Source organism: Pseudooceanicola marinus, assembly GCF_020177265.1.
Lineage (GTDB): Bacteria > Pseudomonadota > Alphaproteobacteria > Rhodobacterales > Rhodobacteraceae > Pseudooceanicola > Pseudooceanicola marinus_A.
Genome location: NZ_JAIVMC010000005.1, coordinates 174,239 through 196,824 on the forward strand (window position 1 = coordinate 174,239; position 22,586 = coordinate 196,824).

Below are 22,586 nucleotides of genomic sequence, written 5' to 3' on the forward strand. Positions count from 1 at the left end.
GGCATCACCCGGGGTCCGTCCCTATGTAGGTGCTAGGCAGAGCCAAGTCTACATCTGCCACCGAAAGGAGATTGAGGACATGTGGCTTCTTCTGGCCTTCATCGCGGTGCCGATGATCGAAATCGCGCTTTTCATCCAGGTCGGCGGCGTCATCGGCCTGGGCTGGACCCTTGCCATCGTGCTGCTGACGGCGGTGCTGGGCACCTGGCTGGTGAAACAGCAGGGACGCCAGGCGATCGCGAACATTCAGCGCAGTTTTTCCGAGATGACCGACCCGTCGGAGCCACTGGCGGACGGGGCGATGATCCTGCTGTCCGGTGCGCTGCTACTGACGCCGGGGTTCTTCACCGATGCCGTCGGCTTCGCCCTGCTGACGCCAGCCTTCCGTCACGTCGCCTTCAAGTGGCTGCGCAAGCGGGTCAAGGTCCAGAGTTTCACCGCCGGCGGTGCCACCGGCCCCGGCGCCGATCCCCGGGATCCGCGCGGCCCGCGCCCCGGTCCTCGTCCCGGCCCACGTCCCGGACCCTCGGCCTCGGACGAGGTGATCGACGGCGAGTTTACCGAGGTGGACCCCTCGAAACGCCCCACGCATCCATCCGGCTGGACCCGCCACTAGGCGCATGCGGATGGAACGTTGAGGCCGTGCGGCCAAGCTGCTAGGACAACGGCCAAGCTGACAAGACGCAGGAGGGCCAGATGGCCGAAGAGACGACCAACGGCGCAGCGCCGACGCAACCGCAACAGGCGCCGCAAGTGAAGATGAACGTGCTGACCCAGTACATCCGGGACATGTCGTTCGAGAACATCCTGGCGCGCAAGCCGGTGTCGGGCAACGTCCAGCCCGACGTGAAGGTGCAGGTCGCCCTCGACGCGAAGAAGCGCGAGGCGGAAAACCAGTACGAAGTGATCATGAAGCTGACGATCACCTCGAAGGCGAAGGACACCGGGGAATCCATGTTCCTGCTGGAACTGGAATATGTCGGCGTCTTCCACATCGAGGGCGTGCCGGAAGAGCAGATGCACCCCTTCCTGCTGATCGAATGCCCGCGGATGATCTTCCCCTTCGCGCGCCGCATCGTGTCGGACGTGACCCGCGACGGTGGCTTCCCGCCGCTGAACCTGGACACCATCGACTTCGTCGCGCTCTACCGTTCGGAAGTGCAGCGTCGCGTCGCGGCACAGCAGGCGTCGACCCCGGCCAACTGAGGCCCGGTTGCACGAATGACAAAAGGGCGTCCCGCGGGGCGCCCTTTTTGCTGTCCCTTGGTCGGCCCTCACGGGCCGATGCCTTCGGCGAGAGTATTTTCGGCTTTCGGATAAGCAGGAGCGGCGCGCGTCAAAGCCTGGGCGTCAGCCCAACTTGGTCCAGAGCGCCTCTTCACCCATCTTTTCCACGAAGGCCTGGTGGGCGGCGCGTTCCTCCTCGGTCAGACGCGAGGGCAAGGGCGTGGGCCGTGGGCGCGGGCGCCAGTCCTCGTCCACCGGGCCGCTGTCGCTGCTCTTGCGGCCGGCGCCCAGCACCAGGTCGGGCTGACGGCCGCCGATCAGCTCCAGATAGACCTCCGCCAGAATCTCACTGTCGAGCAGCGCGCCGTGCAGCGTCCGGGCGGAGTTGTCGATGCCGAACCGACGACAGAGCGCATCCAGCGAGGCGGGCGAACCCGGGTATTTCTTGCGCGCGATGGCCAGGGTGTCGATGGCCTGTTCCCAAGGCAGTTTCGGCATGCCGAGCCAGCCCAGTTCGGCGTTGAGGAATTTCATGTCGAAGGCGGCGTTGTGGATCACCAGCTTCGCATCGCCCACGAAATCGAGGAAATCCTGCGCCACGTCACGAAACAGCGGCTTGTCCGCCAGGAATTCGGACGACAGCCCGTGCACCTTGAAGGCATCCTCGGGCACATCGCGTTCGGGATTGATGTAGACGTGGAAGGTCTCGCCGGTCGGCACATGGTTCAGAAGCTCGACACCGCCGATCTCGACCAGCCGGTCCCCCTGTTCGGGTTCAAAGCCAGTCGTTTCCGTATCCATAACAATTTCACGCATCTTGCACCTTTGACCTAATTTCAGACACGATTTGCCGAACCTGCGCCCGCGCATGGTCCATCGTGTCGGTCGTCACCACGTAATCCGCCCGGGCGCGTTTTTCCGCGTCGGGCATCTGTTTCGCTCGGATCATCTCGAACTGCGCCTCGGTCATGGTGCCGCGCGCCAGGACGCGGGCCTTCTGAACCTCCGGCGTGACCGAGACGACCACCACCGCGTCCATCGACCGGTCCGATCCGCCCTCGAAGAGCAGGGGGATGTCCAGGACGACGATGTCGGCGCGGGCCTCCGCCAGGAAGGCACGACGGTCCTCGGCGACCAGCGGATGCACGATCCCCTCAATCCGTTTCAGGGCCTCGGGGTCGGCCGCAATTACTTTCTTCAATGCTTCACGTGAAACATTGCCGTCCTCGACAACCTCCGGCCAGATCAGCCCGAGCGGTGCCACCGCCGCGCCGCCGGGCCCGTAGAGGCGATGCACCGCCGCGTCGGCATCCCACAGGGCGCAGCCTTCGTCGACGAACATCTGCGCCGTGGTCGACTTGCCCATCCCGATGGAACCGGTGAGGCCCAGTATGAAGGTCATGCCAGGGCCGCCGCGCGGGCCTCCGCCGTGACCGCCGGGCGCTTGCCGAACCAGCGTTCGAACCCCGGAACGGCCTGGTGCAGCAGCATGCCGAGGCCGTCGACCACCGTGGCGCCGGCTGCCTCTGCCTCCAGAAGAAGGTTCGTTTTCAGAGGGTTATAGACAAGATCCGTGACGACTTGATGCTTGTTCAGCCCGTCCAGCGGCACCCGCAGCTCGGGCTTGCCCAGCATGCCGAGGGAGGTGGTGTTGACCACCGTCGCCGCATCCTCGATCGCATTGCCGGCCTGAACCCATTCGACGACCCGCACCCGGCGGCCGAAATCATCGTGCAGCTTGTCCGCCCGCGCGCGCGTGCGGTTGGAGATGACGATCTCCGGCACGCCGGCGTCGAGAAGCGCCGAGATCACCGCCCGCGCGGCGCCGCCGGCGCCCAGCAGGGCGGTCGGGCCGGCCGTCGGATCCCAGTTCGGCGCGTTTTGCTTCAGGTTCTCGATGAAGCCGTAACCATCTGTATTATCTGCATGAATCTTGCCGTCCTTGCGGAAGATCAGCGTGTTCGCAGCCCCGATCACCGTGGCCCGGTCGGTCACCAGGTCGGCAATCTCCAGAATCGATTCCTTGTGGGGGATCGTCACGTTGACGCCGACGAACCCCATCTTCGGCAGGGTGCGCAGCACCTCGCGCAGATCCTCAGCGGCAACCTCCATCGGGATGTAGTGCCCAGGCAACCCCATGGATTTCAGCCAGTAACCATGCAGCTGCGGCGAGCGGGAATGGACGATCGGGCGACCGATGACACCGGCCAGGGGGATCGTGTCGGGATTCATGCGGCGATGGCTCCTCTCAGGCCGAGATAGTCGAGGATTTCCAGGAGCGGCAGCCCCAACACGGAGAAGTAGTCGCCGTCAACCCGGGTGAAGAGGCGCGCGCCCTCGTTCTCCAGTTGGTAGGCGCCGCAGGAGTGGCCGATGGCGGGCCAGTTCCGGGCGATATAGTCGTCCAGATAGGCGGGAGAGGGCCGGCGCATCGTCAGTTTCACCTCTGACAGCTTTCGCCAGACCGGCTTGGCCTCGTTATGAATGACCGCCGCCGTGTGCAGCGAATGCCGCTGCCCGGCCAAGCGTTCGATCTGGGCGCGGGCCTCCTCGGCGCTTTCGGGCTTTGAAAAGATCTCTCCGTCCAGCTCCAGCACCTGATCGCAACCGATGGTGAAGGCCTCGGGCCGCTTCAGCCCCACTTTTTCCGCCTTCAGACCGGCCAGGGCGTCCGCGATGTTGCGCGGCCGCTCGCCCTCGGCCTGCAGAGAGGCCTTCACCATCTCTTCATCGATGCGTGCTTTGCTGATCTCGAAGGCCACGCCCGCGCGGCGCAGCAGCTCTGCCCGGATTTCGGAACCGGAGGCCAGAAGGATAGGTGCGGGCATGTGGATAAACCGGCGGAAAACTGGGTGATGGGTTAGAGATACTTCTGGGAAAAATTGCGTCTTGACGCAAGACCCGGCGCGGCGCTGTGCGTAACCCCCCGAGTCCCTCACAGCGATGCGAAAGACTCCCACCGAGGGATAAGGACAACTGGAAAACTCCGTATCCCGAAGACTCCCCGGATTCGATCCCCACAAGGCATCCTTCGTTGCCCACAGGTTTGTCCCAGGGCAAGCCACTGGAATCCGGGAATTTTCAGAATCTCGCGAAAACTTCTCCTCGATTCGCTAACGATTCCCCCCAGACTTATCCCCCTGTGGATAAACCTGTGCGGAAAGAAAGGATCCACAGGGCAGGGGTCAGACTACAACAAACAACAACTTCTTTTTTTCTTTCTTATTTATTAGGGGGAGAGAGACTGACCGGAGTTCCCCATGCTCGATTTCCTCGCCCTGGCCTACCCGTGGACAAAGTTCCTGCACATCATCTCGGTGATTTCCTGGATGGCCGGGATCTTCTATTTGCCCCGTCTCTTCGTCTATCACACCGAACAGGATCTGGATGAGACGACGGACCAGCTGTTCCAGACCATGGAACGCCGTCTTCTGCGCGGAATCATGAACCCGGCGATGATCGCGACCTGGGTTTTCGGCCTCGCCCTCGTCTTCACCCCCGGGATCGTCTACTGGGGCGATGTCTGGCCCTGGCTGAAGGCGATCTCGGTGCTGGCAATGACCTGGTTCCATCACTGGCTGGGCCTGCGCCGGAAAGATTTCGTGCGCGGCGACAACACGCGGACCGGCCGGACCTACCGGATGATGAACGAGGTTCCGACGCTTCTGATGATCATCATCGTCGCTTCCGTCGTCGTGAAGTTCTGATTTTATTGACTCAGAAAGGCGAAGCGCCTATCTGAAGCGCCAAGCCGCCCGTCCGGGCGAGTCGATCTTCCATGCATATACCCGATCCGCGTGCCCCTTCGGGCCGGACGAAGGACCTTTTTTCCATGACCGAGAACCATCTGAACCTGTCCGATCTGAAGGCGAAGAGCCCGAAGGATCTGCTGGCCATGGCCGAGGAACTCGAAATCGAGAACGCCTCGACCATGCGCAAGGGCGAAATGATGTTCCAGATCCTGCGCGAACTGGCCGACGACGAATGGACGGTCGGCGGTGATGGCGTGCTGGAGGTCCTGCAGGACGGCTTCGGCTTCCTGCGCTCGCCCGAGGCGAACTACCTGCCGGGTCCCGATGACATCTACGTCTCGCCCGACATGATCCGCCAGCATTCGCTGCGCACCGGTGATACCGTCGAAGGGCTGATGAAGCAGCCCGACGACAACGAACGCTACTTCGCACTGACCTCGGTCACCCGGATCAACTTCGAGGCACCCGAAAAGGCCCGCCACAAGATCGCCTTCGACAACCTGACGCCGCTCTACCCGGATGAGCGGCTGAAGATGGAAATCGAGGATCCCACCATCAAGGACCGCTCGGCGCGGATCATCGACCTGGTGGTGCCGATCGGGAAGGGCCAGCGGTCGCTGATCGTGGCACCGCCGCGCACGGGTAAGACCGTGCTGCTGCAGAATATCGCGCACAGCATCGAAACGAACCATCCCGAGTGCTATCTGATCGTCCTGTTGATCGACGAACGCCCCGAGGAAGTCACCGACATGCAGCGGAACGTGAAGGGCGAGGTCATCTCCTCCACCTTCGACGAACCCGCCACGCGCCACGTTGCCGTCTCCGAGATGGTTATCGAAAAGGCCAAGCGCCTGGTCGAGCATAAACGAGATGTTGTGATCCTTCTCGATTCGATCACAAGACTTGGTCGTGCCTTCAACACTGTCGTCCCGTCTTCGGGCAAGGTTCTGACCGGTGGTGTCGACGCAAACGCCCTGCAGCGGCCCAAACGCTTCTTCGGCGCGGCGCGGAACATCGAAGAGGGCGGCTCGCTGACCATCATCGCCACCGCGCTGATCGACACCGGCTCGCGCATGGACGAGGTGATCTTCGAAGAATTCAAGGGCACCGGTAACTCGGAAATCGTCCTGGATCGCAAGATCGCGGACAAGCGGGTCTACCCGGCGATGGACATCCTCAAGTCCGGTACGCGGAAGGAGGACCTGCTGGTCGACAAGGCCGATCTGCAGAAGACCTTCGTCCTGCGCCGCATCCTGAACCCGATGGGCACGACCGACGCCATCGAGTTCCTGATTTCCAAGCTGAAGCAGACGAAGACCAACTCGGAATTCTTCGACTCGATGAACACCTGATCCACCACGAGAGGGTGAGATGGACACGATTTTCGCGCTCGCCTCGGCCCCCGGCCGGGCTGGCGTCTCCGTCATCAGGATTTCTGGGCCGGGAGCTTTCCCGGCCCTGTCGCGTTTTGGCCTGACGACGCCGGAACCGCGCGCCGCCGCTCTGCGTCTGTTGCGCGACGGCGAGGATGTGGTTGACCAGGCGCTGATCCTGGCCTTTCCCGGTCCCGCCAGTTTCACCGGCGAAGACGTGGTGGAGCTGCATCTGCACGGCTCGCCCGCTATCGTGACCTCCGTCCTGCGGATGCTGTCCGAGGTGGAGGGCGCGCGCATGGCCGAGGCGGGGGAGTTCACCCGCCGGGCGCTGGAAAACGGCAAGATGGACCTGGCCCAAGTCGAAGGCCTGGCAGATCTGATCGATTCGGAAACCGAGGCGCAGCGGCGCCAGGCGCAGCGGGTCTTTTCCGGCAAGCTGGGCGAGGTGGTGCAGGGCTGGCGCCGCGATCTGATCCGCGCCGCCGCGCTGCTGGAAGCGGTGATCGACTTTGCCGATGAAGACGTGCCCGTCGACGTTCGCCCCGAGGTGCATGAGCTGTTGGACGGGGTCGCGGCCTCGCTGGAAACCCAGGCACGCGGTGCCGCGGTGGCCGAACGGGTGCGCCAGGGGTTCGAGGTTGCCATCCTTGGGGCGCCGAATGCCGGGAAATCCACACTTCTGAACGCGCTGGCCGGGCGCGAGGCAGCCATTACCTCTGCCGTCGCCGGCACGACCCGGGACGTGATCGAGGTTCGGATGGACCTGAACGGTCTGCCGGTGACCTTGCTGGACACCGCCGGGCTGCGCGAGACCGAGGATGAGGTCGAATCCATCGGTGTTGCGCGGGCAAAGGCCCGGGCCGAGGATGCCGACCTGCGGATCTACCTGCTGGAACCGGGTGAGAATCCGCGAATCGATCTGCGCGAGGATGACATCCTCCTGCAGGGAAAGGCGGATCTGACCGGCGATCCGGAGGGAATCAGCGGTGCGACGGGGCAGGGGATCGACCGTCTTGTCTCCCGGCTGACCGATGTTTTCAGCCAGCGTAGCGCGCTCGTGGCCACCGCGACCCGCGAACGCCACCGCATCGCGATCTTGCGCGCTCTGGACGATCTGGCTCAGGCCCGCACCATGCTGCGTGATCCCGCCTATAGCGAAGACCTGATCGCCGAAGAGCTGCGCTCCGCTATCAGGGCGCTGGATTCTCTGGTAGGCATCGTGGATGTCGAAACCCTGCTGGGCGAGATCTTCACGTCTTTCTGCATCGGTAAGTGAGGGAGATGTTTCACGTGAAACATTCTAATTTCGATGTTGTGGTTGTGGGCGGCGGGCACGCCGGTTGCGACGCTGCTGCCGCCGCCGCCCGGGCTGGCGCCCGCACCGCGCTGGTCACGCTGAAGCTGTCGGGCATCGGCGTCATGTCCTGCAACCCGGCCATCGGGGGCCTGGGCAAAGGCCACCTGGTGCGCGAGATTGACGCGCTGGACGGGGTCATGGGCCGCGTCGCCGATCTGGCCGGTATCCAGTTTCGCCTGCTGAATCGTCGTAAGGGGCCTGCTGTGCAGGGCCCGCGCGCCCAGGCGGATCGCGCCGTCTATCGTACTGAAATGCTGCGGGAAATGACGAATACCCCCGGGCTGACGGTGCTGGAAGGCGAGGTGACCGATTTCCGCATGGAGGGCGAGCGGGTTGCCGGTGTCGTGCTCGGCGACGGGTCCGTGATCGCGGCCGGCGCCGTGGTTCTCACCACTGGCACCTTCCTGAAGGGTCTCATTCACATCGGCGACGTCAGCTATGGCGGTGGCCGCATGGGCGACAGCGCCGCGGATCGCCTGGGCGACCGCCTGCGGGCGCTCGATCTTCCGCTTGGCCGCCTGAAGACCGGTACGCCGCCGCGGCTGAACGGCAAGACGATCGACTGGAGCGTGCTGGAGGATCAGCCGGGCGACGAGGATCCGGTGCTGTTTTCCTTCCTGTCCAAGGGTGTGAACCTGCGCCAGGTCGCCTGTGGCATCACCCACACCAACGCCGCCACGCATGAGATCATCCGCGAGAACCTCGAACGCTCGGCCATGTATGGCGGGCACATCGACGGGGTGGGGCCGCGCTATTGCCCTTCGATCGAGGACAAGGTGGTGCGGTTTGCCGACAAGGACAGCCACCAGGTCTTCCTGGAGCCCGAGGGGCTTGATGACGATACGGTCTATCCCAACGGGATCTCCACCTCCCTTCCCGAGGAGGTGCAGCACGCCTATGTCCGCTCGATGAAGGGGCTGGAGAACGTCGAAATCCTGCAGCCGGGCTATGCCATCGAATACGATTATGTCGATCCCCGCGCCCTGGACACGCGGCTGTCGCTGCGCGACCTGCCGGGTCTGTATCTGGCGGGGCAGATCAACGGCACCACGGGCTATGAAGAGGCCGCGGCCCAGGGCCTGGTCGCCGGCGTGAACGCCGCGAAAGAGGCGCTGGCACAAGATCCTGTGTTGTTTAGCCGGTCCGACAGCTATATCGGCGTTATGATCGACGATCTGACGACGCGCGGCGTCTCGGAACCCTACCGCATGTTCACCTCGCGCGCCGAATATCGTCTGTCGCTGCGGGCCGACAACGCCGACCAGCGGTTGACCCCCAAGGGCGTCGAGGCCGGGTTCGTCGGCGAGGCGCGTCGTGCGGCTTTCGAGGCGAAGATGGGCCGCATCGGGGCAGGGCGCGACGTTCTGGATAATACCGTGGTGACGCCGAAACAGCTGAACGGCGCCGGTATTCGCGTCGGTGAAGACGGCAAGCAGCGTACGCTCTACCAGGTGTTGGCCTTTCCTGAGACGACGGTCGCAGATCTAGTGCCCCTGGCGCCAGAGCTGGCCGATCTGGATCAGGAAACGCAGGAACAACTGCGGCGCGACGCCCTCTACGCCACCTACATCCAGCGCCAGCAGAATGATGCCCAGGCGCTGCAGAAGGACGAGGCGCGCGGGATTCCCGGTGATTTCGACTATGATCGGCTCGATGGGCTGTCGAACGAACTGAAATCGAAACTGGTGCGCATCCGTCCGTCGAACCTGGCCCAAGCGGGTCGGATCGAGGGCATGACGCCGGCGGCGCTGGCGCTGATCCTGTCGCGTCTGAACCGGGACAAGCGGGAAAAATCGGCGTGAGCAGGGACATTATCGCCGCCAATGTTTCACGTGAAACATTGCAGCGGCTCGACACCTACGCGGATCTGCTGACGCGCTGGAATCCGAAGATCAACCTGGTGGCCAAGTCCACGATCCCGGAGCTGTGGACCCGGCACCTGCTGGATTCGATCCAGGTGGCCGATCTGGCGCCCAAAAGCTATGAAAAATGGGTCGATATTGGCAGTGGCGGGGGCTTTCCCGGCCTTGTCGTGGCGATCCTGGCGGCAGAACGGCAGCCGCAGGCACGCTTCACCTTGATCGAATCGGACCAGAGGAAGTGCGCTTTCCTGCGTTCGGTGGCGCGGGAATGCGGGCTGAAGGTGGATATTCTGGCCAAACGCATCGAATCCGCCCCCGCTCAGGGCGCCGATGTGCTCTCTGCCAGGGCGCTGACGCAGTTGGACGGGCTTCTGGGCTTTGCCGAGCGGCATCTGGCCGCCGGCGGAACGGCGCTTTTCCAGAAGGGGGTACGCTGGCGCGAGGAAGTTCGCGCGGCGGAGGCCCATTGGCGCTTTTCCTGCGAGGCCGTGCCGAGTACAACCGAACCCGAGGCTGTGATCCTGAAAATCGGAGGAATCGAACGTGTCTGACCTGCTTTCGGCGCATGGTCCCCGCATCGTCGCCATCGCCAACCAGAAAGGCGGGGTGGGGAAGACCACGACCGCGATCAACCTCGGTGCCGCGCTGGCGGAGCAGGGGCAGCGGGTTCTCCTGATCGACATCGATCCGCAGGGCAACGCCTCTACCGGGTTGGGTGTCGAGCCCGATGACCGCACCTATACCAGTTACGAATTGATGCTGGACGATGCGCAGCTTGACCAGATCATCATGCAGAGCGACGTGCAGAACCTGGACATCGTCCCGGCCACCGTCGACCTGTCGTCTGCGGATATTGAGCTGATTGCGAATGAAAAAAGGTCCTTCCTGCTGCATGATGCCCTGCGTCAGCCGGCGATGAACGACCTGAACTACGATTACATCCTGATCGATTGTCCGCCCTCGCTGAACCTGCTGACGGTGAACGCCATGGTCGCCGCGCATTCGGTGCTGGTGCCTCTGCAGAGCGAGTTCTTCGCCCTGGAAGGCCTGTCGCAGCTGATGCTGACGATCCGGGAGGTGCGCCAGTCGGCCAATCCCGATCTGCGGATCGAGGGCATCGTGCTGACGATGTACGACAGCCGCAACAATCTCAGCCAGCAGGTGGAGGAAGACGCGCGCGAGAACCTGGGCGATCTGGTGTTCCGCACGATCATCCCGCGCAACGTCCGGGTGTCCGAAGCGCCGTCCTTCTCGGTCCCGGTGCTGGAGTTCGACACCATGTCGAAAGGGGCCGCGGCCTATCGCGCGCTGGCCTCCGAGCTGTTGCAAAAACACGAAAGCGTCGCCGCCTGAGGCGAGTGGAGAGCAGAATGGAAAAGAAAAAGAGCCGGGGTCTGGGCCGGGGGCTGTCCGCCCTGATGGCCGATGTGAACGAACAGCCGGCCACCACGACCACCAGCGGCACCAGCGTCCGCCGTCCGGACATGATGGTGCCGATCGAGAACGTGGTGCCGAACCCCGATCAGCCACGCCGGACCTTCACCGAGGATCACCTGGACGAGCTGACAGCCTCGATCAAGGAAAAGGGCGTCATCCAGCCCCTGATCGTGCGGCCGAAACCCGGTGACGACGGCAAGTTCGAGATCGTCGCAGGCGAACGTCGCTGGCGCGCCTCGCAGCGGGCCAAGCTGCACGAACTGCCTGTCATCGTGCGCGATTTCGACGATACCGAGGTTCTTGAGGTCGCGATCATCGAGAACATTCAGCGCGCTGACCTGAACCCCATCGAAGAGGCGGCCGGTTTCCGGCAGCTGATGGAGAAGTTCGGCCATACCCAGGAAAAGCTGGCCCAGGCGCTCGGCAAGAGCCGCTCGCATATCGCCAACCTGATGCGTCTGCTGCAACTGCCGGACGAGGTGCGCGAGTACCTGGAAGAGGGCAAGCTGTCCGCCGGCCATGCACGGGCGCTGATTACCTCTGACGATCCGGTGACGCTGGCCAAGAAAGTCGTCTCCGAAGGGCTGTCGGTGCGCGCCACCGAGGCCCTGGCGAAGAAGCCGAAGGCCAACGACAAGCCGAAAGTCACCCGCAGCGCCCCGAAAAGCCTGGGCGACAAGGACGCGGACACCAAGGCGCTGGAGGCGGATCTGTCCGCCGCGCTTGGCTACAAGGTGCAGATCGACCATGTGGCGGGGCAGGAGTCCGGCAAGATCACCATCAGCTACCCCTCGCTGGAGGCGCTGGACGACATCGTGCAGATCCTCGGCAGCGGCAACTGATCGGCCTGGCCTAGCTGGGCCGCGTCCAGAGGAAGATCATCACGCAGGTCAGGGTCAGCCCCTGGATCAGCAGGATCGCCGGGCGCAGGCCCATCAGGACAGACAGAAGAAAAACGCCTCCCACCATCACGGTGGCGAGGCGTTTTGCTTTCAGAGAGATGGCGCCGCGTTCGTGCCAGTCGGCGATGGAGGGGCCGAAAGTCGGGTGTTGCGTCAGCCAGGCGTGCAGTCGGTCCGACGAGCGGGCGAAACAGAAGGTCGCCAGCAACATGAAGGGCACGGTGGGCAAAAGGGGCAGCACAACCCCCACGAGGCCGAGACCCATGGCCAGAAGCCCGGAAATCAGCCAAATGACCCGCATTTCCTACGAATCCAGCAGTTTGTTTATGACCGCGTTCAGAAGCATACGTCCTTGATCCGTAACGAAAATTCGACCGTTTTCGACTTTTACCAGGTCTCTCTCGCGCATCTCCTCGACCTGGGACCCGTTGAGCGGCGCTGAGCTCAATTTCTCGAACCGGTCCAGAGAGATCCCTTCGCGCAACCGAAGACCCATCAGAAGATATTCCTCGGCCTGTTCCTGTCCAGTTAAGGAGTCCACCAGGCTGTCGGCATTTCCGGCCTCGGCCATCTGCAACCACTTGCCGGGGGCGCGCGGCTGCTCGGTGGCATGGCGGTGCCCGTCCAGCGTCACCCGGCCATGGGCGCCGGGGCCGACGCCGATGTAATCGCCGTAGCGCCAGTAGAGGACGTTGTGCCGCGACCGCGCGCCGTCGCGGGCGTGGTTTGACACTTCGTAGTTCTCGAACCCGTGGGCGGCGGTGACCTCCTGGGTCAGCTCCCACATATCGGCGGCCAGGTCTTCCTCCGGCAGGCCACGCAGCCCGCCACGCTTGTACCGGTCGCCGAAGGCCGTGCCGTCCTCGATCGTCAGCTGGTAGAGCGACAGATGGTCGATGGCCAGTGACAGGGCGCGGTCCAGCTCCGCCTCCCAGGCGGAGAGGGTTTGGTTCTGCCGGGCATAGATCAGGTCGAAGCTGACCCGCTCGAACTGGTTGCGGGCGATGTCGAAGGCGCGCAGCGCCTCGTCGACGCTGTGCAACCGGCCCAGCCGGCGCAGGTCCTCGTCGTTCATCGCCTGAAAGCCCATGGACACACGGTTCACCCCGGCCATGGCATAGCCCGCGAAACGCCCCGCATCGACGGAGGTCGGGTTGGCCTCCAGCGTGACTTCGGTGTCATTGGCCTGGGGCCAAAGCCGCCGTATGGCGTTCAGGATGCCCTCTACGGTGGCGGGTTCCATCAGCGAGGGGGTGCCGCCGCCGAAGAACACCGATTGCACCACACGGCCCGGTGTGAGGGCCGCGTAGCGTTCCAGCTCGCTGATGTAGGGCTTCAGCCACCGATCCTGGTCGACGTTGCTCCAGACGTGGGAGTTGAAGTCGCAGTAGGGGCATTTGGATTGGCAGAAAGGCCAGTGGATGTAGATCCCGAAGCCCGCGTTCTGCCAATCCTGATCCGCGTTACTCAAAGCAGGCCTTGAGTTTTGCAAAGGCATCGGCGCGGTGGCTGATGCGGTTCTTCTCTGCGGCGTCCATCTCGCCGAAGGTGATGTCGTATCCCTCGGGGACGAAGATCGGGTCATACCCGTGGCCCTCGGTCCCGCGCATCGGCCATTCGACGCGACCCTTGCAGATCCCGGCGAAGATCTCGTCATGGCCATCGGGCCAGGCCAGGCAGAAGGTACAGTTGAAGGCCGCAGTGCGGGGGTAGGGCGCATTGCGCTCTTCCAGCAGGTCCCAGGTCTTCTTCATCGCCATGGGGAAGTCGCGCCCATTGGGCGTTTCGGCCCAGTCGGCGGTATAGACGCCCGGGGCACCGTCCAGACCATCCACGGTGATCCCGCTGTCGTCCGACAGGGCGGGCAGGCCGGTTGCCTTGGCGGCGTAATGGGCCTTGATGCGGGCGTTGCCGACGAAGGTGTCCTGATCCTCCACCGGCTCTTCCAGCCCGTGATCGGCGGCAGAGCTGACCTCGATCCCGTAGGGCGCCAGCAGCTCTGCGATCTCGCGCAGCTTGCCCTTGTTGTGGCTGGCCAGGACCAGCTGCTTTCCGTCGAACTTACGCATTCACGGCCGCCTTCTGGATCTCCGCCAACTCTTCCACGCCCTTTTCGGCGAGGTCCATCAGCTGGTTCATCTGGTCGCGCGAAAACACGCTGCCCTCGGCCGACATCTGCACCTCGATCAGCTTCTTCGAGCCGGTCATGATGAAGTTGCCGTCGACGCCGGCCTCGCTGTCCTCGGGGTAGTCGAGGTCCAGAACCGGCTGGCCGGCATAGATGCCGCAGCTGACGGCGGCGACCGGATCGGTCAGCGGATCGCTGATCACGTCGCCGGCCTTCATCAGCTTGTTGACCGCCAGCTTCAGCGCCACCCAGCCCCCGGTGATCGAGGCGCAGCGGGTGCCGCCATCGGCCTGGATCACGTCGCAGTCGATGGTGATCTGACGTTCGCCCAGGGCAACACGATCAACGCCAGCCCGCAGGGATCGACCAATAAGGCGTTGAATTTCAACGGTTCTTCCGCCTTGCTTGCCCATGGCCGCCTCGCGTCGCATGCGCGAGGTGGTGGAGCGGGGCAGCATGCCGTATTCCGCCGTGACCCAGCCCAGGCCGGACCCCTTGATGAAGGGAGGCACGCGGGGTTCGATGGTGGCCGTGCACATCACATGGGTGTCACCCACCTTGATCAGGCAGGACCCTTCGGCGTGTTTCGTGACCCCGGTCTCGATTGAAACCGGGCGCATTTCGCTTAAATCTCTTCCAGACGGTCGCATGAATTCCCCTCTTTCTTCGGGCCGTGATAGGCAGGGGCGGCGTGCGAAGGCAACCCCGTTGACCTTTCCGGGGGCCTCTCTTTAATGACGATCAGGGCAGACGAGACGAGAATGGCCGAGAGAACTTCGACCCTTGAGGATCTGAACGACCGCTCGCGCGAGGTCTTTCGCCGCGTGGTCGAGGGCTATCTGGACACCGGCGAACCCGTGGGGTCGCGCAGCCTGACCCGTGTGATGAACGAGAAGGTCTCGGCGGCCACCATCCGCAACGTGATGCAGGACCTGGAATTCATGGGCCTGCTGGGCAGCCCCCATGTCAGCGCCGGCCGCGTGCCGACGCAGCAGGGGCTGCGCATGTTCGTCGACGGCCTGCTGGAAGTGGGCGATCTGGACGCGACCGAGCGCGAGAAGATCGACGCCACCATCGGCAACGGCGGCGATGTGGGCACGATGATGGACCGGATCGGCTCCGCGCTCAGCCTCGCGACCCATGGCGCCAGCCTGGTGCTGACCCCGAAACACGAGGCACCGATCAAGCATATCGAGTTCGTGTCGCTGGGGCCTGAACGGGCGCTGGTGGTGCTGGTCACCGCCGACGGCCACGTGGAAAACCGGCTGTTCACCCCACCGCCGGGGCAAACGCCCAGCTCGATGCGGGAGGCGGCGAATTTCCTCAACGCCGTGCTGGAGGGCAAGACCTTGAGCGAGGCGCGGTCGGCTGTTTCACGTGAAATAGACGCCCGCCGTCAACAGATCGACGGGCTGGCCCGGGCGCTGGTGGAAAGCGGCGTGGCGGTCTGGGAGGACGAGGGTGATTTCCATGAACGGCTGATCGTGCGCGGCCGGGCCAACCTGCTGGACAGCCAGGAAGAGGACCTGGATCGCATCCGCGTCCTCTTTGACGATCTTGAACGCAAGCGGGACATTGCCGAGTTCCTGGAACTGACCGAGGATGGCGACGGTGTGCGCATTTTTATCGGGTCGGAGAACAAACTTTTCTCACTTTCGGGTTCCTCTCTGGTGGTCTCTCCTTATATGAACGCTGACCGGAAGATCATCGGTGCGGTCGGTGTGATCGGGCCCACGCGGCTCAACTACGGGCGCATCGTTCCGATTGTGGATTACACGGCGCAGCTGGTCGGGCGGATGCTGACGGACCGGCGATAGGCCGAGATGAGGTGAGACATGGCAGAGCCGAAGGACGAGAATTTCCTGGACGACATCGATGAGGCCGAAGCCGAGACCTATGAGGTCGAAGTGGAAGAGATCGACGATGACGCGGCGGAGGTCGACGCGCTGAAAGCCGAGCGGGATGAGCTGAAGGACAAGTGGATGCGCGCCCTGGCGGATGCGGAGAACGCCCGCAAGCGCGCCGACAAGCAGCGTCGCGAGGCGGAGAACTACGGCGGCGCAAAGCTGTCGCGGGACATCCTGCCGGTCTACGACAACCTGAAGCGCGCCGTCGAGGCCGCAGGCGAAAAGACCGAGGAAAACGCCGCCCTGATCGAAGGGCTGGAGCTGACGATGCGGGAGCTGCTGAACACCTTCCGCAAGCACGGCATCGAGCCGATCGCGCCGGAAGTGGGCGACAAGTTCGATCCCAACGAACACGAGGCGATGTTCGAGGCCCCGGTGCCTGGCACCAAGGCCGGCGAGATCATCCAGGTTTCGGCCGAGGGCTTCATGCTGCATGACCGCCTGTTGCGCCCCGCTCAGGTGGGCGTGTCCAGCTTCACCGGCTGATCGCGGGTATCGGCCCTTGGCCGATGGCCTCCGGTGGGGATATTTCCCGCCAACAAATAGAGAAAGGGCGCGTCTCCGGGATCGGTGGCGCGCCCTTTTGCCATACAATGGCTGAAAATACTCCGGGGGAGCCGAAGGCGGGGGCAGAGCCCCCCTTTGACAGGATCTATCCCCGCGCAGTGTCCTTCAGCCGATAGAGCATCTCCAGCGCCTCGCGCGGGGTCAGGTCGTCGGGGTTCATGCCCTCGACCAGCTCACCCAGGGCCTGCAGCCCCTCCGGGATCTTCGCGCTGGCCGCGGGCGCCGGTGGGGGCGCGGCGGCGAAGAGGGGCAGGTCGTCGATCACCGCCTTGGGGCTGCCGCCCTTGCGCGCGTTGTCTTCGAGCGAGGCCAGAACCTCGCGCGCGCGGGCCACGACGCTCTCGGGCAGGCCGGCCAGTTTTGCCACCTGAACCCCGTAGCTGCGGTCGGCGGCCCCCATGCGCACCTCGTGCAGGAAGATCACCTCGCCCTCGTGTTCGCGCACCGTGACGGTGGCGTTTTCCACTCCCGACAGGCGTTTCGAAAGCTCGGTCATCTCGTGGTAGTGGGTCGCGAAAAGCGCCCGGGTGCGGTTCACCTCGTGCAGGTGTTCCATCGTCGCCCAGGCGATCGACAGCCCGTCGTAGGTGGCCGTGCCACGCCCGATTTCATCGAGGATCACCAGCGCGCGGTCATCGGCCTGGTTCAGGATCGCCGCCGTTTCCACCATCTCCACCATGAAGGTCGAGCGGCCCCGCGCGAGGTCGTCGGAGGCGCCCACACGACTGAAGATCTGGCTGACCAGACCCACGTGGGCCGTGGTGGCGGGCACGTGGCTGCCCATCTGGGCCAGAAGGGCGATCAGTGCGTTCTGCCGCAGGAAGGTCGATTTACCGGCCATGTTGGGGCCGGTCAGCAACCAGATCGACGCGTCCTCGCCATCGGGCGACAGCAGGCAGTCGTTGGCGATGAAGGGTGCCCCTTCACGGCGCAGGGCCTGTTCCACCACCGGGTGACGGCCGCCCTCGATCTCCAGCGTGCGGGACATGTCGACGCGGGGGCGCACCCAGTCCTCGGCGCGGCTGAGGTCGGCCAGCGCCGTGGCCAGGTCGAACTCCGCCACCGACTGGCTGAGGCGGGTGATCTCCGGCGCCTTGTCGAGGATCGCCTGGCGCAACTGGCCATAAAGCCGCGTCTCGATCGCCTGGGCCTGGCCGGCGGCGTTCAGGATGCGGGTTTCCAGCGAGGTCAGCTCGGGCGTGGTGAACCGCACCTGGTTGGCCGTGGTCTGGCGATGCTTGAACGTCTCGGAATGAGGTGGGTTCAACATCTTGTCGGCGTGGGTCGCCGTCACCTCGACGAAATAGCCCAACACGTTGTTATGCTTGATCTTCAGCGAGGAGATGCCGGTGTCCTCGGCGTACTGGCTTTGCATGCCCGCGATCACGCCGCGGCCTTCGTCGCGCAGCCGGCGCACCTCGTCCAGCTCCTGATCATATCCCGGCGCGATGAAGCCGCCGTCACGGGCCAGCAGGGGCGGCTCGGCCACCAGGGCCACGTCCAGAAGCGCCAGCAGCTCTTCCAGCCCCGACAGGCCGCGTGCGGCCTCGGACAGAAGCTGTGGCAGCTGCGCGTCCGACAGCCGGGCCGACAGCACCTCGGCCTGGCCAAGCGCGTTGCGGATCGCCGCCAGGTCCCGGGGGCCGCCGCGGTCCAGCGACAGGCGCGACAGGGCACGGTCCAGGTCAGGGACCTTGCGCAGGGCGTCGCGCAGGTCCGACGACAGGCGGGTGTGATCCACGGCGAAATCCACCGCGTCCAGCCGCCCGGTGATGACCGGCAGCGCGCGGGAGGGCGAGGCGAGGCGCCGTTCCAGCAGGCGGGCGCCCACGGCGGTGACCGTGCGGTCGATGGACGACAGCAGCGAGCCGGCCCGCGCGCCGGTCATGGAATGGGTGATTTCCAGGTTGCGGCGGGTGGCCGCGTCGATCTGCACGTTGCCGTCCAGCGCCTCGCGGTTCGGCGGGCGCAGCAGGGGCAGTTTGCCCTTCTGGGTGATCTCCAGGTAATCGACCACGGCGCCCATGGCCGACACCTCCGGCCGCGAGAAGCTGCCGAAGCTTTCCAGCGTGCCCACCTTGAACAGATCCGTCAGCCGCGTCTGGGCGCCGGCGCTGTCGAAGCTGCCGCGCGACAGGGGCGTGAGGGAAATGCCGAATTCCTCGACCAGCGGGCGCAACTCGGCCTCCTCGGCCTCGCTGACCAGCAACTCGGAGGGCGTCAGCCGGGCCAGTTCCGGCCCCAGCTTCACCGCTGCCATGGGCATCACGTGAAACGCGCCGGTCGAGATGTCGACCCAGGCCAGGGCGCTTTCGCCCCGTACGGTTGCGAATGCTGCGAGGAAGTTGTGGCGCCGCGCCTCCAGCAGGCTGTCCTCGGTCAGGGTGCCGGGGGTCACCAGGCGCACCACGTCGCGGCGCACCACGGATTTCGAGCCGCGCTTCTTCGCCTCGGCCGGGTCTTCCATCTGTTCGCAGACGGCCACGCGGAACCCCTTGCGGATCAGCGTCAGCAGGTAGTTTTCCGCCGCATGCACGGGCACGCCGCACATGGCGATGTCCTCACCCAGGTGCTTGCCCCGCTTGGTCAGGGCTATGTCCAGCGCCGCTGCGGCGGCTTCGGCATCGGCAAAGAACATCTCGTAGAAGTCGCCCATGCGGTAGAACAGCAGGGCGTGCTGATATTGTTCCTTGATTTCAAGGTATTGCGCCATCATCGGCGTGACGTTGGCAGACGTGTTCATGGGGCCCCCGGGTCTTTCGGGCAATCTACAATCGCGCGCCCGGTGACGAAAGGCGAAAGCGGCGAGAGTTGGCAGGCGGGGCGCGCTTCGTGTAAGACGCGAGAGCCTTGAAGGGAGTGCATCATGTCCAAGAGCCGGATCAGCCGCGAAGACGCGCTGGCGTTTCACCTCGAACCCAGCCCTGGCAAGTTCGAGATCAAGGCCACCGTGCCGATGACCACCCAGCGGGACCTGTCCCTGGCCTATTCCCCGGGCGTTGCCGTGCCCTGCGAGGAAATCGCCCAGACGCCGGAAACCGCCTATGACTACACCAACAAGGGCAACCTGGTGGCGGTGGTCAGCAACGGTACCGCCGTGCTGGGCCTGGGCAACCTGGGCGCGCTGGCCTCGAAGCCGGTGATGGAGGGCAAGTCGGTCCTGTTCAAACGCTTTGCCGACGTGAACTCGATCGACATCGAGCTGGACACCGAGGACCCGGAGGAAATCATCAAGGCGGTGAAGCTGATGGCACCGACCTTCGGGGGGATCAATCTCGAAGACATCAAGGCGCCCGAGTGTTTCATCATCGAACAGCGCCTGAAGGAAGACTGCGACATTCCCGTCTTCCACGACGACCAGCACGGCACCGCCGTGATCTGTGCCGCGGGCCTGATCAACGCGCTGCATATCTCGGGCAAGGCGATCGAGGACTGCAAGATCGTGCTGAACGGGGCAGGGGCCGCCGGTATCGCCTGCCTGGAACTGCTGAAGGCCATGGGCGCGCGCCATGACAACTGCATCATGTGCGACACCAAGGGCGTGATCTACCAGGGCCGCAAGGAAGGCATGAACCAGTGGAAGTCGGCCCATGCCGCGACCACCGATGCCCGCACCCTGGCCGAGGCGATGGATGGCGCCGATGTCTTCCTGGGCGTGTCGGTGAAGGGCGCCGTGACGCAGGACATGGTGAAGAGCATGGCGCCGAACGCCGTCATCTTCGCCATGGCCAACCCCGACCCGGAGGTGACGCCGGAAGAGGTGCACGAGGTCCGCGAGGACGTGATCGTCGCCACCGGCCGGTCGGACTACCCCAACCAGGTGAACAACGTCCTGGGCTTCCCCTATCTGTTCCGCGGCGCGCTGGACATCCACGCCCGCGCGATCAACGACGAGATGAAGATCGCCTGCGCCGAGGCCCTGGCCAAGCTGGCGCGCGAGGACGTGCCGGACGAGGTCGCCATGGCCTATGGCCGGGCGCTGTCCTTCGGGCGCGACTACATCATCCCGACGCCCTTCGACCCGCGGCTGATCTACATGATCCCGCCCGCCGTGGCCCAGGCCGGCATGGAAACCGGCGCCGCGCGGCGGCCCATCGTCGACATGGATGGCTATGAACAGACGCTGAAGGCGCGTCTGGACCCGACCGCCTCGATCCTGCGGGCGCTGCATGCGCGGGCCAAGAACGCCCAGGCGCGGATGATCTTCGCCGAGGGTGACGACCCCCGCGTGCTGCGCGCCGCCGTGGCCTATCAACGCTCCTCGCTGGGTGAGGCCATCGTCGTGGGCCGCGAGGCCGACGTGAAGGCCAAGCTGGAGGCCGCGGGCCTGGGCGACGCGGTGGACGAGTTGAAGGTGGTGAACGCCGCCAACACCGAATACCTGGGGGAATACAAGGACTTCCTCTACAGCCGCCTGCAGCGCAAGGGGATGGACCAGCAGGACGTGCACCGCCTGGCGGCGCGCGATCGCCATGTTTTCGCGGCGCTGATGCTGGCACATGGCCATGGCGACGCGATGATCACCGGCGCGACGCGCAAGTCCGCCCATGTGATGGAGCTGATCAACCACGTCTTCGACGCGGGCCCCAAGGACGGCGCCGTGGGCACCACCGCCGTGCTGATGAACGGGCGGATCGTGCTGATCGCCGATACGCTGGTGCAGGAATGGCCGGATGAGAACGACCTGGCCGACATCGCCGAGCGCAGCGCCGAGGTTGCGCGCGATCTGGGGCTGGAGCCGCGCGTGGCCTTCGTCAGCTTCTCCACCTTCGGCTACCCGGTGTCCGAACGCGCCGAGAAGATGCATCTGGCGCCCAAGGTGCTGGAAAAGCGCGGGGTCGATTTCGAGTTCGAGGGCGAGATGACCGTGGACGTGGCGCTGAACGCCCGCGCCCGCGCGCATTACCCCTTCGCCCGGCTGACCGACAATGCCAACATCCTGGTGGTGCCCGCGCGGCACTCGGCCTCGATCTCGGTCAAGCTGATGCAGGAAATGGCCGGCGCCACCGTCATCGGCCCGATCCTGTCCGGCGTCGACAAGCCGGTGCAGCTCTGCTCGACCGGGTCCACCGTGAACGACATCCTCAACATGGCCGTCATGGCCGCCTGCAAGGTGAAGTGAGATGACCATCTGGACCCTCGGCTCGGTCAACGCGGACCTGGTGTTCCGGGTGCCGCATCTGCCGGCGCCGGGGGAAACCCTGGCGGCCACGGATTTTTCCCGCGGGCTGGGCGGCAAGGGAGCCAACATGTCGGTGGCCGCCACGCGCGCCGGGTCCCACGTGGAACATATCGGCGCCGTGGGCGAGGATGGCGGCTGGATGAAGGACCGGCTGGCCGGCTACGGCGTGTCGGTCACCCACCTGGCCGAGATGCCGGGCCCCTCGGGCCAGGCGGTGATCGAGCTGGATGACGAGGGGGAGAACCGCATCATCATCCTGCCCGGCACCAACCGGCGCATCGACATCATGGGCTTTGACGAGATCCTGTCCGAGGCGGAGGAGGGCGACTGGGCCCTGTTCCAGAACGAGACCAACGGCCTGCTTGATTTCGCTCAGGCCGCCAAGGCGCGGGGCCTGCCGCTCGCCCATGCCGCCGCGCCCTTCGATGCCGAGGCCGTGGCACCCCTGCTGGAGCTCTTGGACCTGCTGGTAATGAACCAGGTGGAGGCGGAGCAGCTGCAGGCGGCCACCGGCCTGGCGCCCGAGGCGCTGCCCGTGCGCGACGTGGTGATCACCCTGGGGGCCAAGGGCGCGCGCTGGATCGGCGCCGACGGCGACCGCAGTTTCGAGGCGCCCAAGGTCCGGCCCGTGGATACCACCGGCGCCGGGGACACCTTCACCGGCTACCTGGTGGCCGGGCTGGAACAGGGGCTGGCGATGGCCGAGGCGATCGAGCTGGCACAGCGCGCCGCCGCCGTGATGGTCACCCGGATGGGCACCGCCGACGTGATCCCCAAACGCGACGACCTGTGATCCGATCACGGTCCTGTCATGTCTCGTGATGCGCTTCGGCGTCCTTTTCTGAAACTCCCCCCGGTTTCTCCCGTGATTCAAGGCAACCGACCCCAA

The 22,586-nt window shown here is 64.9% G+C and carries 22 protein-coding genes; 13 read left to right on the forward strand and 9 right to left on the reverse strand.

What is annotated here, in order from left to right:
• Positions 1-79 precede the first annotated feature (79 nt).
• Both LC066_RS09900 and secB read left to right on the forward strand, forming a co-directional pair.
• Positions 80-616, forward strand: a complete 537-nt coding sequence (locus LC066_RS09900) for an FxsA family protein (RefSeq protein WP_224898381.1) — start codon at positions 80-82, stop codon at positions 614-616.
• Positions 617-696: 80 nt separating this feature from the next.
• Positions 697-1,206, forward strand: a complete 510-nt coding sequence (gene secB, locus LC066_RS09905) for a protein-export chaperone SecB (RefSeq protein ID WP_085889535.1) — start codon at positions 697-699, stop codon at positions 1,204-1,206.
• Positions 1,207-1,350: 144 nt separating this feature from the next.
• Here secB and dnaQ read toward each other — a convergent pair whose 3' ends face one another.
• Genes dnaQ through LC066_RS09925 form a run of 4 tightly spaced genes read right to left on the reverse strand, consistent with a single transcriptional unit; the run spans position 1,351 to position 4,055 of the window.
• Positions 1,351-2,043, reverse strand: a complete 693-nt coding sequence (dnaQ, locus tag LC066_RS09910; protein WP_222475741.1) for a DNA polymerase III subunit epsilon — start codon at positions 2,041-2,043, stop codon at positions 1,351-1,353.
• On the reverse strand, positions 2,036-2,629 hold the full coding sequence (gene coaE, locus LC066_RS09915; RefSeq protein WP_224898383.1) for a dephospho-CoA kinase: 594 nt from the start codon (positions 2,627-2,629) through the stop codon (positions 2,036-2,038). Before coaE ends, dnaQ begins: the two co-directional genes overlap by 8 nt.
• Complete coding sequence (locus LC066_RS09920) at positions 2,626-3,459, reverse strand: shikimate dehydrogenase (protein ID WP_224898385.1); 834 nt, start codon at positions 3,457-3,459, stop codon at positions 2,626-2,628. Before LC066_RS09920 ends, coaE begins: the two co-directional genes overlap by 4 nt.
• Positions 3,456-4,055, reverse strand: coding sequence for a Maf family protein (locus LC066_RS09925; protein WP_224898387.1), 600 nt, complete (start codon positions 4,053-4,055; stop codon positions 3,456-3,458). Before LC066_RS09925 ends, LC066_RS09920 begins: the two co-directional genes overlap by 4 nt.
• A gap of 432 nt (positions 4,056-4,487) precedes the next feature.
• Between LC066_RS09925 and hemJ the strand changes: the two genes are divergently transcribed.
• From hemJ to LC066_RS09960, 7 genes are all read left to right on the forward strand, one after another.
• The gene (gene hemJ, locus LC066_RS09930; protein WP_224898388.1) at positions 4,488-4,934 is read left to right on the forward strand and encodes a protoporphyrinogen oxidase HemJ; all 447 of its coding nucleotides are present in this window, start codon (positions 4,488-4,490) and stop codon (positions 4,932-4,934) included.
• 125 nt (positions 4,935-5,059) lie between these two features.
• On the forward strand, positions 5,060-6,331 hold the full coding sequence (gene rho / locus LC066_RS09935; RefSeq protein WP_224898390.1) for a transcription termination factor Rho: 1,272 nt from the start codon (positions 5,060-5,062) through the stop codon (positions 6,329-6,331).
• 19 nt (positions 6,332-6,350) lie between these two features.
• The gene (mnmE, locus tag LC066_RS09940) at positions 6,351-7,631 is read left to right on the forward strand and encodes a tRNA uridine-5-carboxymethylaminomethyl(34) synthesis GTPase MnmE (RefSeq protein ID WP_224898391.1); all 1,281 of its coding nucleotides are present in this window, start codon (positions 6,351-6,353) and stop codon (positions 7,629-7,631) included.
• A gap of 5 nt (positions 7,632-7,636) precedes the next feature.
• Complete coding sequence (mnmG, locus tag LC066_RS09945) at positions 7,637-9,514, forward strand: tRNA uridine-5-carboxymethylaminomethyl(34) synthesis enzyme MnmG (RefSeq protein ID WP_224898393.1); 1,878 nt, start codon at positions 7,637-7,639, stop codon at positions 9,512-9,514.
• A complete protein-coding gene (gene rsmG / locus LC066_RS09950; protein ID WP_412103236.1) occupies positions 9,505-10,125 on the forward strand; it encodes a 16S rRNA (guanine(527)-N(7))-methyltransferase RsmG in 621 nt (206 codons plus the stop codon). Before mnmG ends, rsmG begins: the two co-directional genes overlap by 10 nt.
• Complete coding sequence (locus tag LC066_RS09955; RefSeq protein ID WP_224898397.1) at positions 10,118-10,927, forward strand: ParA family protein; 810 nt, start codon at positions 10,118-10,120, stop codon at positions 10,925-10,927. The genes rsmG and LC066_RS09955 overlap by 8 nt, the downstream gene beginning before the upstream one ends.
• A 17-nt stretch (positions 10,928-10,944) precedes the next feature.
• On the forward strand, positions 10,945-11,853 hold the full coding sequence (locus tag LC066_RS09960) for a ParB/RepB/Spo0J family partition protein (protein WP_224898398.1): 909 nt from the start codon (positions 10,945-10,947) through the stop codon (positions 11,851-11,853).
• Positions 11,854-11,863: 10 nt separating this feature from the next.
• Here the strand turns inward: LC066_RS09960 and LC066_RS09965 are convergent, their stop codons facing one another.
• From LC066_RS09965 to rph, 4 genes are read right to left on the reverse strand one after another with little or no spacing between them, the layout of a single operon-like run.
• Entirely contained in the window at positions 11,864-12,214 is a 351-nt protein-coding gene (locus LC066_RS09965; protein WP_224898400.1) for a YbaN family protein, read from the reverse strand.
• A 3-nt stretch (positions 12,215-12,217) separates the two neighbouring features.
• Entirely contained in the window at positions 12,218-13,411 is a 1,194-nt protein-coding gene (hemW, locus tag LC066_RS09970; RefSeq protein ID WP_224898402.1) for a radical SAM family heme chaperone HemW, read from the reverse strand.
• Positions 13,377-13,982, reverse strand: coding sequence for an RdgB/HAM1 family non-canonical purine NTP pyrophosphatase (rdgB, locus tag LC066_RS09975; protein ID WP_224898404.1), 606 nt, complete (start codon positions 13,980-13,982; stop codon positions 13,377-13,379). Before rdgB ends, hemW begins: the two co-directional genes overlap by 35 nt.
• Positions 13,975-14,691 (reverse strand): ribonuclease PH, encoded by a 717-nt coding sequence (rph, locus tag LC066_RS09980; RefSeq protein ID WP_224898405.1) that lies wholly within the window; start codon positions 14,689-14,691, stop codon positions 13,975-13,977. The genes rdgB and rph overlap by 8 nt, the downstream gene beginning before the upstream one ends.
• Positions 14,692-14,802: 111 nt before the next feature.
• On the opposite strand from rph, the gene hrcA reads away from it, so the two are divergent.
• Both hrcA and LC066_RS09990 read left to right on the forward strand, forming a co-directional pair.
• Complete coding sequence (gene hrcA, locus LC066_RS09985; RefSeq protein ID WP_085889550.1) at positions 14,803-15,858, forward strand: heat-inducible transcriptional repressor HrcA; 1,056 nt, start codon at positions 14,803-14,805, stop codon at positions 15,856-15,858.
• 18 nt (positions 15,859-15,876) lie between these two features.
• On the forward strand, positions 15,877-16,434 hold the full coding sequence (locus LC066_RS09990; protein ID WP_085889551.1) for a nucleotide exchange factor GrpE: 558 nt from the start codon (positions 15,877-15,879) through the stop codon (positions 16,432-16,434).
• 166 nt (positions 16,435-16,600) lie between these two features.
• On the opposite strand, the gene mutS is transcribed toward LC066_RS09990, so the two are convergent.
• Positions 16,601-19,258 (reverse strand): DNA mismatch repair protein MutS, encoded by a 2,658-nt coding sequence (mutS, locus tag LC066_RS09995; protein ID WP_224898407.1) that lies wholly within the window; start codon positions 19,256-19,258, stop codon positions 16,601-16,603.
• Between the two features lie 123 nt (positions 19,259-19,381).
• On the opposite strand from mutS, the gene LC066_RS10000 reads away from it, so the two are divergent.
• A complete protein-coding gene (locus LC066_RS10000) occupies positions 19,382-21,637 on the forward strand; it encodes an NADP-dependent malic enzyme (protein WP_224898409.1) in 2,256 nt (751 codons plus the stop codon).
• Between the two features lies 1 nt (position 21,638).
• A complete protein-coding gene (locus tag LC066_RS10005; RefSeq protein ID WP_224898411.1) occupies positions 21,639-22,490 on the forward strand; it encodes a ribokinase in 852 nt (283 codons plus the stop codon).
• The last annotated feature ends 96 nt before the right edge of the window (positions 22,491-22,586 follow it).